Source organism: Burkholderia thailandensis E264, from assembly GCF_000012365.1.
GTDB lineage: Bacteria > Pseudomonadota > Gammaproteobacteria > Burkholderiales > Burkholderiaceae > Burkholderia > Burkholderia thailandensis.
The window spans coordinates 648,498-663,563 of record NC_007651.1 but is presented as its reverse complement, the minus strand read 5'-3'; the positions used below and the strand labels follow the sequence as shown (position 1 = coordinate 663,563).

Below are 15,066 nucleotides of genomic sequence, written 5' to 3'. Positions count from 1 at the left end.
ATTGCGCACTGCCAAACGAAGCGAACTGATGCCGAAGCGTCCCAGGCCACGGCCGGCCGTCGTGGCTCTCGATCACCGCCAGCTCGACCTGCCGCTCTTCGACGGGCCGGCCGCCTCGCCGTCTCCCGCTTCCCCTTCCGCCGCACCGCCCGCCGCCCCCATCCCGCCCGCGACGCCGCCTGAAGCCGACCGCTCCCGCCGCCGCACGCTCGCGCTCGACGGCCGCGTGCTCGAATACAAGCTGAAGCGCTCCGCGCGCCGCACGATCGGCTTCGCGATCGACGGCAGCGGCCTCACGATCACCGCGCCGCGCTGGGTGACGCTCGCCGACATCGAGGCGGCGATCGCCGAGAAGCGCCGCTGGATCTTCAACAAGCTAGCCGAATGGCAAACGCGCGCCGAGCAGCGCGCGTTGCCGCAGATCGACTGGAAGGACGGCGCGCAGATTCCGTATCTCGGCAAGCCCGTCAGCATCGCGCTCGCGTCTACGAAGGGCGCGCTCAGCTTCGACGCGGCCGCCGCGACGCTCGAGCTCGGGCTGCCCGCGCACGCGAGCGATCAGCAGATCAAGGATCGCGTGCAGGGCTGGTTGCAGGGCGAAGCCAAGCGAATCTTCGGCGAGCGGCTCGCCGTGTATGCGGAAAAGCTCGGCGTCACGTATTCGATGTATGCGCTATCCTCGGCCGCGACGCGCTGGGGCAGTTGCTCGAGCGACGGCAAGATCCGCCTGAACTGGCGGCTCGTCCACTTTCCGATGTCGATCGTCGACTACGTCGTCGCACACGAGCTGTCGCATCTGCGCGAGATGAACCATAGCCCGGCGTTCTGGCAGACGGTCGAATCGATCTTCCCGGAATTCCGCGAGGCGCGGCATACGCTCAAGCATCATCCGCCGGAACTGCTGCCGGCGCTCTGAGCGGCGCGCGTCATGCCCGCCGCTCGGGGCCGAGAACGCGTGGCCGTGCTGTTGCGCCGCCGTGCCGTACAGCCCGGGAAGAATGGATTGGTGGAGAAAAAGACGTGGCGCGCGCACGCTTAAAGCGCATCGCGCGCCGAGACACGGCGGCGCCGCGGCGGGACAGCGCTCAGTGAGTCTTGCGCTGGATGAACTCGATCTTGTAGCCGTCCGGATCTTCGACGAACGCGATCACCGTCGTGCCGTGCTTCATCGGGCCCGCTTCGCGCGTGACCTTGCCGCCTTGCGCCTTGATCTGCTCGCACGCCTTGTACGCGTCCTCGACTTCGACGGCGAGATGGCCGAAGCCCGTGCCGAGCTCGTACGATTTCGTGTCCCAGTTGTGGGTGAGCTCGATGACCGTGTGGTCCTGCTCGTCGCCGTAGCCGACGAACGCGAGCGTGAACTTGCCGTCCGGATAGTCTTGGCGGCGCAGCAGTTTCATGCCGAGCAGTTCGGTGTAGAACTTGATCGAGCGGTCGAGATCGCCGACTCGCAGCATCGTGTGAAGCAAACGCATGATGGGTACTCCGTGGGGACTTGCTTGAACGTGCGAATGTACCAGACCCGCGCGATTCTCGCCGGGCGCCGCATCGCCCATCCGCGCAGCAGGGACGATGCGCGGCGCGCATGTCGATCGGTTAAGATCGGCGCGTCGGGCGCCGCGGCAACGCGGGCGCGCGTCGCCCGATACGCCCGCGACGAGTCCGCCGAGCGCGCGCCCCCGACGAATCGAACCACTCTTTCCGACGGCCAGGTCCGTCGGCCTGCGAACCGTGCGAATCTTCTTCCTGATCTGTCTAGAGCCGAGCTTGTCCGCCGGGCGCCCGGCCGCCTGCCCGTCCGCGGCTCGCGCCGCCTTCGGGAGCGTCCGATGAGCGCCGTCGCCGGCGCGCCGGCGCGTCCGTCGCTCGATCTGCGCGCGATCGGCGTGATGGTCCTGCTGTGCGCGATCTGGGGCTTTCAGCAAGTCGCGATCAAGAGCGCGACGCATGCGATTCCGCCGATGCTCCAGGCCGGGCTGCGCTCGGCGATCGCCGCGCTGGGCGTCTGGGCATGGGCGAGCGCACGCGGCACGCCCCTCTTTCGCGCGGACGGCACGTTCGCAGCCGGCATCGTCGCAGGCATCCTGTTCGCGGGCGAATTCGTCTGCCTGTTCTTCGGCCTCACGCTGACGAGCGCCGCGCGCATGGCCATCTTTCTGTACACCGCGCCGTGCTTCACCGCGCTCGGCCTGCACCTTTTCGCACCGGGCGAGAAGATGCGCCGCCCGCAATGGGCAGGCGTCGCGATCGCGTTCGCGGGCATCGCGGTCGCGTTCGCCGACGGCTTCGCGCGGCCGGCCGCGGGTCACGCATCGGCGCTCGTTGGACTCGCGGGCGACGCGCTCGGCGTGCTCGGCGGCGTGATGTGGGCGGCGACGACGGTCGTCGTGCGCTCGACGTCGCTGGCGCACGCGCGTGCGAGCCAGACCCTGTTCTATCAGTTGACCGTATCGTCGGCGGTGTTGCTCGGGCTCGCCGTCGTCACCCGCCAGACGGCATTCGCGAACGTGACGCCGCTCGCCGTCGCGAGCCTGGCCTATCAGGGCGTGATCGTCGCGTTCGCGAGCTATCTCGCATGGTATTGGCTGCTCACGCGCTACAGCGCGGCGCGGCTATCCGTGTTCACGTTTCTCGCGCCGCTCTTCGGCGTGAGCTTCGGCGTGCTGCTGCTCGGCGACGCGATCGGCCCGCGCTTCGTCGCGGCGGCGGCGCTCGTGCTCGCGGGCATCGCGCTCGTCAACGCGCCGCCGCGCGGCGCGCGCAAATAGGTCAAGCGGGAGGCGGCGGCGCGGGAAGCCGCAGACCGTGGCGGCACGCGCCAGCGGCTCGACGATGATGCCGCGTGAAAGAAGCGTGCTCGCACTCGGCGACGGCCGGTGGCGACGAAGCCGCGCGCATGCGCCCTCCCGGTTGCCGGCTGGCGGCGGTGCGCCGGAAGCGCGATACCGCGCCGAGCCGCCGCCCCGCCGGCTCGGCTGCGTATCGTCCGCGGCGGTGCGGTCCACAGCGGCCCGCAGCGATCCTCAGCGTCCCGCCCGCGCCGCGCACGCCGCCTGCGCGACGCGCACGTACTCGTCGACGCCGACGTCTTCCGCGCGGCGCGCGAGATCGAAGCCGAGCGCATCGAAATCGACGAGATCGCGATAGCCGCCGAGCGTGTTGCGCAGCATCTTGCGGCGCTGCGAGAACGCGGCCGTCACGACTTCGCCGAGCACCGCCGGATCGACGGCCGGCAGTTCGTGCGGCGCATGCGGGATCATCCGCACGATCGCCGAATCGACCTTCGGCGGCGGCTGGAACGACTCGGGCGGCACGTCGATCAGCTTGTCCATCACGTAGCGGTACTGGAGCATCACCGACAGCCGGCTGAACGCCTTCGTGCCCGGCTCGGCCACCATCCGCTCGACGACCTCGTTCTGCAGCATGAAGTGCTGGTCGATCACGACGGGCGCGAACGACATCAGATGGAACAGCAGCGGGCTCGAGATGTTGTACGGCAGGTTGCCGATGATCCGCAGCGACGGCTTCTCACCCGGCAGCGCGAGCGAGCCGAAGTCGAACGCGAGCGCATCGCCCTCGTGCAGCTCGAGCAGCTCGCCGAAGCGTTGCTTGAGGCGGCCGATCAGATCGCGGTCGAGTTCGACCGCGTGCAGCGGCGAATCGGGCGTCGCGAGCCGTGCGATCACGGGCCCCGTGAGCGCGCCGAGGCCCGGCCCGATCTCGACCATGCGCTCGCCGCGCTCGGGACGAATCGCCGCGACGATCGCGTCGATCACGCCGTGATCGACGAGAAAGTTCTGCCCGAAGCGCTTGCGCGCGAAATGCCCTTGGTGCTGTCTGCTGTTCGACATCGAAAAATAGAAAAACGGATGACGCGAAAACTCAACCCGCGCGCTGATGGCGCGCCATCGTCACGGCGGTGTCGATCGCGGCGACGAGGCTGCCCGGATCGGCGCGGCCCGTGCCGGCGAGATCGAGCGCGGTGCCGTGATCGACCGACGTGCGGATGATCGGCAGGCCGAGCGTGACGTTGATGCCTTCGCCGAACGTCGCGTACTTGAGGACCGGCAGCCCCTGATCGTGGAACATCGCAAGCACGCAATCCGCGTGCTCGAGGTGGCGCGGCTGGAACAGCGTGTCGGCCGGATAGGGGCCGCGCGCGTCGATGCCCGCCGCCCGCGCGCGTTCGAGCGCCGGCTCGATCACGTCGATTTCCTCGCGGCCGAGATAACCGTTCTCGCCCGCATGCGGATTGAGGCCCGTCACGAGGATGCGCGGCGCGGCGAGACCGAAGCGTTCGCGCAGGTCGCGATCGATGATCGACAGCGTGCCGACGAGGCCGTCGATCGTCAGCGCGGCCGCCACGTCCTTGAGCGGCAGGTGCGTCGTCGCGAGCGCGACGCGCAGCGGCCGCTCGCCCGTGCCCGCAAGCATCATCACGACGCGCGGCGTGTGCGTGCGCTCGGCGAGATATTCGGTATGGCCGGTAAACGGCACGCCGGCGTCGTTGATCGTGCTCTTTTGCAGCGGCGCGGTGACGATCGCGTCGTATTTGCCGGCGAGCGCGCCGTCGATCGCCGCATCGAGCAGCGCGAGCACGTAGCGCCCGTTCGCCGGATTCAGCTTGCCCGCTTCGGCCGGCGCGGCAAGCGCGCGATGAGCGACGGCGACGTGCGCGTTGGCGACGTGCGCATCTGCGACATGCGCGTCGGCAACATGCCCCGTCTCGCCGCCCGCCGTCACGCGCCCCCAGTCGACGCCGGCCGCGGCCGCGCGCCCGGCGATCAGGCCCGCGTCGCCGAGCACCGTGAAGTGCGCGTCCGGCCAGCGCGTCGCCGCATCGGCGAGCGCGCGCGCCGTCAGCTCGGGGCCGACGCCGGCCGGCTCGCCGGTCGTGATCGCGATGCGCAGCGGCTGCGGACGGGCGGACATGAATGCGCCTATGGGCTTGTGCTTACTGGCCGACGGGCAGCTTGATCTGCACGTACGACGAGTCGCGCAGCTCGCGCAGCCAGTCGGAATACGCCTGCTCGGCCTTGCGCTGGCCGATCGCCTGGCGCGCGATGTCCATCTGCTGCTGCACCGAGCCTTCCGCGTCGCGGCGGCCGAGCACCTGGATCAGGTGGTAGCCGTACTCCGTGCGCACCGGGTTGCTGACCTGGCCGTCCTGCAGCGCGTTCATCGCACGCTCGAATTCGGGCACCGTCTCGCCCGGGCTGATCCAGCCGAGATCGCCGCCTTGCGACGCCGAGCCGTCCTGCGAGTAGGTGCGCGCGAATTTCTCGAAATCGCCGCCCGCCTCGATCTGCCGGCGAATGTCGATCAGTTGCTGACGCGCCTGTGATTCCGACTTGCCTTCGCCGACGCGCAGCAGGATGTGGCGCACGTGCGTCTGCACGATCTTCGGCGACGCGGCCGGATTCTGGCTCGCGCGGCGGTCGACGAGACGCACGATCTCGAAGCCGTCCGGCACGCGGATCAGCGTCGGGTTGACCTCGCCGGGACGCAGCTTCGACACGGCGTCGACGACGTCGGAAGGCAGCGACGACGGCGCCTTGAAGCCGAGGTCGCCGCCCTTCTTCGCGTCGTCGGCTTCCGATTGACTCTTCGCAAGGCGCTCGAAATTGGTCCCCGACGCGAGCGCCTGCTGCAGCAGGCCTTCGGCCTTCTTCTGCGCGGCGTCGATATCGGCCTGCGGCGCGTTGGTCGGCGCCTTCACGAAGATGTGCTCGAGCCGCAGATCCTGCTGCGCGCCCGCATTCGGGCCGCGCTGGCTCGCGATGTAGCTCGCGACCTCGGCGTCCGACACCGTGATCTTGCTGTCGACCTCCTTCTCGCGCAGCTTCGAGAGCATCAGCTCGGTGCGCGCGTCGCGCACGAACAGATCCCACGGCACGCCCTGGGCCTCGATGCGCGCCTTGTACTGGTCGAGCGGCATCCCGTTCGCTTGCGCGAGGCGGCCGAGCGTCGCCTGCACGGTTGCGTTGTCGACGACGATGCCATCGTCCTTCGCCCGCTGGACCTGGATGCGCTCTAGCACCATCTGGTTCAGCACCTGTGCGCGCAACTGGTCCGTCGGCGGCACGGGCGCCTTCTGCTGCTGCAGGCGGCGCGCGATCAGGCCGACGCGCTGATCGAGCTCGCGCCCCGTGATCACGTCGTTGTTGACGACGGCGACCACCTCGTCGGCGAGCGACGCGCCCTGCGCGCGCAGCGCCTGCGCGGACGCCGACGGCGCGACCGTGATGAGCGACGCGACCAGACCGGCTGCGACAGCCGCGAAGCGAAGGGTTTTCTTCATTGCCACAGGTACTCCATTGAAAGCGGGCTGCGCGAACGCCGCTCGCCGCGAACGCCTCGTCGGCGGTTAATCGTAATTGCTGAAGCGCGACAGCGGCGCCGGCGCGGGCGGCAGCGGCGTGTACCCCTGCACGCCGGCCCGGAACGCCGTCACGAGGCCGTTGTCGATGCTCGTCAGACCCTTGAGCACGAGTTGCGCGAGCACGCGAGTCGACGAATTCTGCTGCCCCGACGTGTTCAGGCCGTTCGCGTACCGCTGGACGCCGACGCCGAACGCCCAGCAGTCGGCATCGTACTGGAAGCCGACGAGACCGTCGACAACCCGGCTGCTCGCGAGATCGTAGTTGAGACGGCCGACTGCGTAGAGCCGCCGCGTGAGCGGCCATTGCGCGGACATGAGGATCTGGTTGATCGGCTCGTTGCTGAGCGTCGGATTCTGCCGCGTGTAGCGGTAGCCGACATTGATCACGCGCCGCTCGCCCGGGCTGTAGCCGAAGCCGACGCTCGACTTCACGAGCTGGTTGTTGTCGACGTTGTACTGGAACGCCGTCTCCGACGCGAAGCCCGCGCCGAGCTTGACCGACGCGCCGAGGATCAGGTCCGAGTGCCGCGCGGTCGCGGGCGCCTCGGTCGGCAGGAGCGTCACGCGCTGGTCGGTGAAGTAGTACTGCTGCGCGATCACGAAGCGCGCGCGCTCGTCGCCCGTCGCCGGATTGATGAAGCGGGTCGTGAGCGCGGCCGTCAGACGGTTCGCGTCGGCGATCCGGTCGTTGCCGACGAACGTGTTCGGCGTGAAGATCTCCGCGAGCCCGAAGTCCGACACGGCCGTGTCGAACAGCGGCGCGTTCGACTGGTTCCGGTACGGCGTGTACACGTAGAACAGGCGCGGCTCCAGCGTCTGGATGTAGTCCTGGCCGAACAGGCGCACCGAGCGGTCGAACACGAGCCCGGTATCGAGGCTGAGTGTCGGGATCGAGTACGTGAAGCGCTTCGCCTGGTCGGGCACGCCGCCCGTCGTCGTCGTCAGGTCGTACGATGCGATGTGCAGCTGCGCCTTCGGCACGAAGAAGTAGCCGGGGCCGTACAGCCCGTACGACACGTACGGGTTGAACATCACGCGGTCGCCTTCCGGCTGGTCGGCCGTCGTGATCCTAAAGCGCGAATAATCGGCTTCCGCGCCGAAGTCGAAGCCGCCGACGTTGTACTTCGCGTACTTCACGTTCAACTGCGGCTCGCGGCCGTACGGCGCGACCGCCGGCGGCAGCGTCTGCCAGTGCTGGTAACGGCCGAGCACCGACCACGGCCCGTCGTTGTAGGTCAGGCCGGCTTCCTGCTGATACACCGTCTGGATCCCGTTGACGAACTGGTTCGTCGAGCCGAGCTCTTCGGGATACAGGTTGTCCGATACCTTGTTGTAATAGATGTAGCCGCCGAAACCGTTGCCGAAGTTCTGCTGGTGCTGCCAGAAGATCGCGTAGCGGTTGCGGTGCGCAATGCGGTCGTCGGGCAGATACTCGCCCGTCAGCGCGCCCGAATAGTTCGTCGACAGATAGCGGAACGTCGCCTGCGTGAAGATCCCGCGCTTCGAAATGATGTGCGGCGTGATCGTCAGGTCGCGGTTCGGCGCGATGTTGAAATAGTACGGCAGCGAGACCTCGATGCCGTTCGTCGAGCTGAACGGCGAGAACGTCGGCGGCAGGAAGCCGCTGCGCCGCTCGCCCGACAGCGGAAACGTGAGCCACGGGCTGCCGAAGAGCGGCACGCCCTGAAAGAACAGCACGCCGTTGCGCGCGACGCCCTCGTCCGCGCCCGTATCGAAATCGAACTCGCTACCCCTGATGTACCACGCCGGGTTCGTCGAGCACTGGCAGCCCGTGTACGTGCCGTTCGTGAACACCGAGCGTTCGCTGTCGAGGAGCTGGACGCGCTCGGCGCTGCCCGAGCCGCCCGTCGCCGTGAAATGGTACTTCGGCGTCGTCATGAAGCCCTGGTTCGCCTCGACCTTCAGATGCGCCTCGGGCCCCGAGAACGTCGTGCCGCCGTTGGCCACCGTGACCTTGCCGTACGCGTCGGCCATGTCGGTGTCCTGATCGTAGTGGATCGCATCCGCCTTGACGACCGCGTTGCCGCGGCGGATCTCGGCCGAACCCTTCGCGGCGAGGTCCTGATCGGCGGTGCCGCCCGTGTGGTCGGCGAGCACGAACGTCGCGGGCTTGCCGCCCTGCTTTTGCGGATGCTCGTCGAGCTGCGGCGCGAGGCGCAGGTCCCACGGCGAGCCGAACGTCTGCGGCTCGGCCGCGGCGCCGGACAACTGGGCCTGCGACACCGCCGGCACGAGGCCCGGTACGGCCAAAAGCGCGGCCGCGAGCCGTTTTCTGCGCGGCGCGGCATCGCAAGCTGGGACGAGCGGGAGTAACGTTTTACGCGGCATCTATCGTTCGGCGAATCGCCCCTGTCAAGCCCGGCCTCCACATGCCGCGCCCGCGCAATCGAACCGTGACTGCGGCTTCGCGCATACCGGGGGAAGCGGGCAAACGGACGGCGTGGCGGGCTGCGGGCCCGCGCCGGCGGGAATTGACACGGGACGCGTCAAAAAAGTCGTGGGGTATTATATGGCAAGACGTTCCCCCTCCCCGACTTTCAATGACGCAGCCCCCAGCCGATTCCCGTCTCGCCCGCCTCGCCGCCTGGCTCGCCACTTTCGCCGACCGCTACGCGCTCGACCTCGCGTCGCTTGCCCCGGCATCCGCCGACGCGAGCTTTCGCCGCTATTTCCGCGTCGCGAGCGCGGCCTCGCCGGGCGGCACGGCGATCGCCGTCGACGCGCCTCCGCCCGAGAAATGCCGCGAATTCGCGCAGATCGCGCAACTGCTCGACGCCGCGGGCGTCCACGTGCCGAGGGTGCTCGAGCACGACTTCGACGCGGGTTTCATGCTCGTCACCGATCTCGGCACGCGCTCGTACCTCTCGGCGCTCGATCCGGCGGCGCCCGCCGCCGCGCGGCCGCTGATGCGCGACGCGCTCGACGCGCTGATCCGCTGGCAGCTCGCGTCGCGCGAGGGCGTGCTGCCGCCGTTCGACGAGGCGTTCCTGCGCCGCGAGATGGAGCTGATGCCCGAATGGTACGTCGGCCGGCATCTCGGCAAGACGCTGCCCGCCGACGCGCGCGGCGCGCTCGAGCGCACGTTCGCGCTGCTGATCGCGAGCGCGAAGGCGCAGCCGCAGGGCTACATGCTGCGCGATTTCATGCCGCGCAACCTGATGCTCGCGGAGCCGAACCCCGGCGTGCTCGACTTCCAGGACGCCGTGTACGGGCCGCTCACGTATGACGTCGTGTCGCTCATGCGCGACGCGTTCATCAGCTGGGACGAGGAGTTCGAGCTCGACTGCTTCGCGTACTACTGGGAAAAGGCGAAGAAGGCGGGGCTGCCCGTCGAGGCGGATTTCGGCGAATTCTACCGGCAGCTCGAATGGATGGGCCTGCAGCGCCACATCAAGGTGCTCGGCCTGTTCGCGCGGATCAACTACCGCGATCACAAGCCGCACTATCTCGCCGACCTGCCGCGCTTTCTCGGCTACGCGCGCCGCGTCGCGCTGCGCTACCGGCCGCTCGCGCCGTTCGCCAGGCTCCTCGACGATCTCGAAGACAAGACGGCCGAAGTCGGCTACACGTTCTGAATCCGAACGATGACGCACACACTCGATACGGCGATGATCTTCGCCGCCGGGCGCGGCGAACGGATGCGCCCGCTCACCGACACGACGCCCAAGCCGCTCCTCGCGGCGGGCGGCAAGCCGCTGATCGTCTGGCAGATCGAGCGGCTCGCCGCGGCGGGCATCCGCACGATCGTCGTCAACCATGCGTGGCTCGGCGCGCAGATCGAGGCCGCGCTCGGCGACGGCTCGCGCTGGGGCGTGCGGCTCCTGTATTCCGCCGAGCGCGAAGCGCTCGAGACGGCGGGCGGAATCGCGCAGGCGCTGCCGCTCATCGAGGGCGGCGGCGGACCGAAGGTGTTCGTCGGCGTATCGGGCGACATCTACACCGGCTTCGACTATGCCGCGCTGTCGGCCCGCGCGAGCGCGCTCGCCGGCGCGCCCGAGCCCAGCATGCACCTCGTGATGGTGCCCAACCCGCCGTTTCATCCGGCGGGCGATTTCACGCTCGGCGACGACGGCCTGCTATCGCTCGACGGCGCGCCGCGCGCGACGTTCGGCAACATCGGGCTCTACGACACGCGGATGTTCCGCGATCTGCCGGCCGGGACACGCCGCGCGCTCACGCCCTATTACCGCGAGACGATCGCCGCGCGCCGCGCGACGGGCGAGCTCTACAGCGGCGCATGGGAGAACGTCGGCACGCCCGCGCAACTGGGCGAGCTCGACGCCGCGCTGAAGGCTGCTCGCTGAGAGCGTCGGTCCGGCAGCGCGCCGAGCGGGATCGTCGACGAATTTCAGGCCAATCCGGCGAGCGCGCGATCGTGCCGTTTCGTGCCGTTTCGTGCCGTTTCGTGCCGTTTCGTTTCGTGCCGCCGCGCACCGTTCCGCATCATTTCGCGCCCGTGCATGCCATTCCCGACGCAAGGACGCGGCGGCTGACCGGCCGGCCGATCCGTCAGCCAGCCGAAACGCGCGGCACCGCCGCCCGCCCCCGCTCCATCAAACCTCTTCCGCCGCCGCGCCGTCGGCCGCCGCGCGCTGCTGCTGAAGCGCCCACATCTGCGCGTACAGGCCGTCCGCGCGCAGCAGCTCGGCGTGCGTGCCGCGCTCGACGATGCGCCCGTGGTCCATCACGATGATCTGGTCCGCATGCACGACGGTCGACAGCCGGTGCGCGATCACGAGCGTCGTCCGGTGCCGCGCGATCTGCTCGAGCTCGTGCTGGATCGCCCGCTCGGAACGCGAATCGAGCGCCGACGTCGCCTCGTCGAACACGAGGATCGGCGGGTTCTTCAGGATCGTCCGCGCGATCGCGACGCGCTGCTTCTCGCCGCCCGACAGCTTGAGCCCGCGCTCGCCGACGGGCGTGTCATAGCCCTTCGGCAGACTCTCGATGAACGAGTGGATGTGCGCGGCGCGCGCGGCCGCGATCACCTCGTCGCGCGTCGCCGACGGCCGGCCGTACGCGATGTTGTAGTAGATCGAGTCGTTGAAGAGCACCGTGTCCTGCGGCACGATGCCGATCGACGCGCGCAGCGTTTCCTGCTTCACGTCGCGAATGTCCTGGCCGTCGATCGTGATCGCGCCGCCCGCCGCGCGATCGAGATCGTAGAAGCGGAACAGCAGGCGCGACAGCGTCGACTTGCCCGAGCCGCTGTGGCCGACGACCGCGGTCGTCGAGCCCGCTTCGATCGTGAAGTCGACGTCGTGCAGGATCTGCCGCGACGGCTCGTAGCTGAAGTTCACCCGCTCGAAACGCACTCGCGCGCCGTTCACCTTCAGCGCGCTCGCGCCGGGCGCGTCGTCGACTTCGCGCGCGGCCGACAGCAGTCCGAACATCCGGTCCATGTCGGTCAGGCTCTGCTTCAGCTCCCGATAGACGACGCCGAGGAAGTTCAGCGGAATGTACAGCTGCAGCATGAACGTGTTGATGAGCACGAGATCGCCGAGCGTGAGCTTGCCCGCGAGCACGCCCTGCGTCGCGCGCCACAGGATGAACACGAGCCCCGCGCCGATGATCGCCTGCTGGCCGAAGTTCAGGAACGACAGCGAATTCTGCGAGCGGATCGCCGCCTTCCGGTAGCGCTTCAGGTTCTCGTCGTAGCGCTGCGCTTCCCATTCCTCGTTGCCGAAGTACTTGACGGTCTCGTAGTTGATCAGCGAATCGATCGCGCGCGAGTTCGCCCGTGAATCGAGCTCGTTCATCGTGCGGCGGAAATGCGTGCGCCACTCGGTCACCTTCACGGTGAACGCGATGTACGCGACGAGCGCGGCGAACGTCACATACGCGTAATACGCTTCGTACTTGACGACGAAGAAGCCGAGCACGAGCCCCACTTCGACGAGCGTCGGCAGGATGCTGTACAGCGAATACGAGATCAATTGCTGGATGCCGCGCGTGCCGCGCTCGATGTCGCGCGACATGCCGCCCGTCTGCCGCTCGAGATGAAAGCGCAGCGACAGGCCATGCAGATGCTGGAACACCTGCAGCGCGAGCCGCCGCACCGCGCTTTCCGTCACCTTCGAGAACAGGATCTCGCGCAGCTCGGTGAAGAGCGACGTCGACAACCGCACGAGCGCATAGGCGATCACGAGCAGCCCGACGCCGCCCGCGAGCACGACGGCCGCCGACTGCTCGGCGCGGCCGAGCGCGGTCAGATGCTGGACGCTCGCGAGGCTGTCGACGATCCGTTTCATCACGACGGGCACGCCGAGGTTCGCGACCTTCGCGCCGATCAGGCACGCAAGCGCGAATGCGACGCGCAACTTGTAAGCGCTCAGGTACGGCAGCAGCGAGCGGATCGTCTGCCAGTCGTTGCGCGGCCCGGTCGCGATGGGCGCGGGCTCGGAGGAAGCGGGATAGCGGCGCATGGGGGAGTTCGTGGGTTCGCTTCGTCGGTGAAGGTGTGCGTATCGGGCCTGCTTGGCCGGCCGCCGACGCGGCGCGCATCGCACGCTACGCGGTGGCGGCGCGCGCGGCCACGCGGCGCCGCCCGTACGGTTCGGCCCACGCGGGCGCGCCGCATCTCCGGCGCGGCCTACGCGGCCCGGCCCCAATCCACACTTTCTCGTACAATTTCAGAACTTTGCATTGTCTCAGAAGCCGGTTCGCGCCGCTGCCCGCCGCCTCGCCGGCGACGGCCGCCGAATCCGCGCGGGCCGGCTGCCTTTCTTTCAAGATGGAAGCTTCAACCATGACCGATTCGCCCATGCAACTCCCGCAAAAACCGCCCGCGCTGCGCGTCGTCCCGCAACCGTCCGACGCGAACGTCCACGGCGACGTGTTCGGCGGCTGGATCATGGCGCAGGTCGACATCGCGGGCTCGATCCCGGCGAGCCGTCGCGCGAACGGTCGGGTCGCGACGGTCGCGGTCAATTCGTTCCTGTTCAAGCAGCCGGTGTTCGTCGGCGATCTGCTCAGCTTCTACGCGAGCATCGTGAAGACGGGCAACACGTCGGTGACGGTCGACGTCGAGGTCTACGCGCAGCGGATGAGCCTGATGAGCGAGATCGTGAAGGTGACCGAAGCGACGCTCACCTACGTCGCGACCGACGCCGACCGCCGCCCGCGCGCGCTGCCGCCGCTCGAATAAGCGCGGCGCACGCATCGCCGCCCGCCCGCACACGCGCGCCGCCCCACGAGGCGGCGCGCGCGGCTTCGTGCCGCCCGCTCAGTGCGCGGCGAGGCCGAACTCGCGCATCGCGGGGACGAAGTCGTGATTGAGCTTCGGCTTGCGCGAGAGCTTCGCGAGCACGTAGCGCTGAAACGGCGTGAGCTTCGCCCACTGCGCCCCGGACGGCGCCGGCAAGCCGGCGAGCCCGCTCTGCGCGACGAGCGCGTCCGGCACCGCTTCGGCGCTGCGCCACGCCGGATGCTCGTCCGGCTGGAACCAGGCCGGCTCGACGTTCGCATGCGTGCGCAGCATCTCGAACAGCGCGTGGTCGAAATTCGGCTCGATCACGACGTCTTCGTCGGCCGGAAAGCGCGCGAGCAGCCTGCGATCCTCGATCGGCAGCAACTGCCATTGCTCGAGCGAGATCCTCAGCCCGAAACGGTCGAGGTTGAAGCGGACGATCATCGGAATGTAGGTCAGATCCTCCGACGATTCGATTTCGAAATTGAACAGCAACGGCGCGTCGCTCAGTCCCATGTTTGCACTCACTTTGACGATTGCCGGCACGTTTGGCCCGTCTGGAGTATTTTAGAACCTTCGCGGGCGTCGAGCTTGCCGCCCGGCATCGCGCCCCGCTCGCCCGTCCCATCGAAGGAGCCCCCGTGAGTCTGTCCGAAACCGTCGAACCCAGCGGCATCGTCGAGCTCGCGGTGCGCAGACGGCGCGGCGACGCGCTCGAGCCGGCCGTCGACCGCGTCGGCCAGGAATGGCCGGTCGCGCTCGTATTCAACGGCATCTCGCACGCGGTGATGATGTGCACGCCGCGCGATCTGGAAGCGTTCGCGGTCGGCTTCGCGGTGTCCGAAGGCATCGTCGGGCGCGGCAGCGACGTGAAGGACATCGAGGTCGCGCTGCACGGCGACGCGCCGCTGCCGTACGCCGAAGTGCAACTGACGGTCGTCCAGCAGGCGTTCGCCGCGCTGAAGGAAAAGCGCCGCGCGCTCGCGGGGCGCACCGGCTGCGGCGTGTGCGGCATCGAAAGCATCGATCTGCTCGATCTCGTGCCCGAACGCGTGCCCGATGCCGGCTTTCTCGCGCGCATCGCGCCGGATGCGATCGCACGCGCGGCGCGCGAGCTTCCCGCGCACCAGGCGCTCACGCGGCAAACGGGCGGCCTGCACGCGGCCGCGTGGTGCGACGCGTCGGGCGCGATCGTCCATGCGTTCGAAGACATCGGCCGCCACAACGCGCTCGACAAGCTGATCGGCACGCTGACGCTCACGCGCGCCGACATGACGAACGGCTTCGTATTCTTGTCGAGCCGCGCGAGCTACGAACTCGTGCGCAAATCGGCGCGCGTCGGCATTCCGATGGTCGCGACGATCTCCGCGCCGTCGTCGCTCGCGATCGAGATCGCGCGGCAGGCGGGGCTGAGGCTCGTGAGTTTCTGCCGCGAGGCGGGCTACGTCGACTACGGCACCGCGTAGCGCGCCGC

Annotated in this window: 13 protein-coding genes; 6 read left to right on the top strand and 7 right to left on the bottom strand. The window is 68.8% G+C overall.

From position 1 onward, the window contains the following. Positions 1–28 precede the first annotated feature (28 nt). Positions 29–916, top strand: a complete 888-nt coding sequence (locus BTH_RS15150) for a M48 family metallopeptidase (protein WP_009892903.1) — start codon at positions 29–31, stop codon at positions 914–916. A gap of 169 nt (positions 917–1,085) precedes the next feature. Here BTH_RS15150 and gloA read toward each other — a convergent pair whose 3' ends face one another. Then, a complete protein-coding gene (gloA, locus tag BTH_RS15145; protein WP_009892905.1) occupies positions 1,086–1,475 on the bottom strand; it encodes a lactoylglutathione lyase in 390 nt (129 codons plus the stop codon). Between the two features lie 354 nt (positions 1,476–1,829). Between gloA and BTH_RS15140 the strand changes: the two genes are divergently transcribed. Beyond that, positions 1,830–2,768: a DMT family transporter gene (locus BTH_RS15140; protein WP_009892907.1), complete on the top strand. Its 939-nt coding sequence runs from the start codon at positions 1,830–1,832 to the stop codon at positions 2,766–2,768. 255 nt (positions 2,769–3,023) lie between these two features. Here BTH_RS15140 and rsmA read toward each other — a convergent pair whose 3' ends face one another. From rsmA to BTH_RS15120, 4 genes are all read right to left on the bottom strand, one after another. Then, the gene (rsmA, locus tag BTH_RS15135) at positions 3,024–3,851 is read right to left on the bottom strand and encodes a 16S rRNA (adenine(1518)-N(6)/adenine(1519)-N(6))-dimethyltransferase RsmA (RefSeq protein WP_009892908.1); all 828 of its coding nucleotides are present in this window, start codon (positions 3,849–3,851) and stop codon (positions 3,024–3,026) included. 31 nt (positions 3,852–3,882) lie between these two features. After that, a complete protein-coding gene (pdxA, locus tag BTH_RS15130) occupies positions 3,883–4,932 on the bottom strand; it encodes a 4-hydroxythreonine-4-phosphate dehydrogenase PdxA (protein ID WP_009892909.1) in 1,050 nt (349 codons plus the stop codon). A 22-nt stretch (positions 4,933–4,954) separates the two neighbouring features. Beyond that, positions 4,955–6,301, bottom strand: a complete 1,347-nt coding sequence (locus BTH_RS15125) for a peptidylprolyl isomerase (RefSeq protein ID WP_009892911.1) — start codon at positions 6,299–6,301, stop codon at positions 4,955–4,957. 66 nt (positions 6,302–6,367) lie between these two features. After that, positions 6,368–8,731 (bottom strand): LPS-assembly protein LptD, encoded by a 2,364-nt coding sequence (locus BTH_RS15120; protein WP_009892916.1) that lies wholly within the window; start codon positions 8,729–8,731, stop codon positions 6,368–6,370. Positions 8,732–8,943: 212 nt separating this feature from the next. On the opposite strand from BTH_RS15120, the gene BTH_RS15115 reads away from it, so the two are divergent. After that, positions 8,944–9,978 (top strand): aminoglycoside phosphotransferase family protein, encoded by a 1,035-nt coding sequence (locus BTH_RS15115; protein ID WP_009892917.1) that lies wholly within the window; start codon positions 8,944–8,946, stop codon positions 9,976–9,978. A gap of 9 nt (positions 9,979–9,987) precedes the next feature. Continuing rightward, complete coding sequence (gene murU, locus BTH_RS15110) at positions 9,988–10,707, top strand: N-acetylmuramate alpha-1-phosphate uridylyltransferase MurU (protein ID WP_009892918.1); 720 nt, start codon at positions 9,988–9,990, stop codon at positions 10,705–10,707. A gap of 249 nt (positions 10,708–10,956) precedes the next feature. Here the strand turns inward: murU and BTH_RS15105 are convergent, their stop codons facing one another. Next, positions 10,957–12,828, bottom strand: coding sequence for an ABCB family ABC transporter ATP-binding protein/permease (locus tag BTH_RS15105; protein WP_009892920.1), 1,872 nt, complete (start codon positions 12,826–12,828; stop codon positions 10,957–10,959). Between the two features lie 323 nt (positions 12,829–13,151). On the opposite strand from BTH_RS15105, the gene BTH_RS15100 reads away from it, so the two are divergent. Next, positions 13,152–13,550, top strand: coding sequence for an acyl-CoA thioesterase (locus BTH_RS15100; protein ID WP_009892921.1), 399 nt, complete (start codon positions 13,152–13,154; stop codon positions 13,548–13,550). A gap of 78 nt (positions 13,551–13,628) precedes the next feature. On the opposite strand, the gene BTH_RS15095 is transcribed toward BTH_RS15100, so the two are convergent. Further along, complete coding sequence (locus tag BTH_RS15095) at positions 13,629–14,108, bottom strand: nitrate reductase associated protein (RefSeq protein WP_009892924.1); 480 nt, start codon at positions 14,106–14,108, stop codon at positions 13,629–13,631. Between the two features lie 125 nt (positions 14,109–14,233). Here BTH_RS15095 and fdhD point away from each other — a divergent pair, with 125 nt between their 5' ends. Further along, complete coding sequence (fdhD, locus tag BTH_RS15090; RefSeq protein WP_009892925.1) at positions 14,234–15,058, top strand: formate dehydrogenase accessory sulfurtransferase FdhD; 825 nt, start codon at positions 14,234–14,236, stop codon at positions 15,056–15,058. Positions 15,059–15,066: the final 8 nt, after the last annotated feature.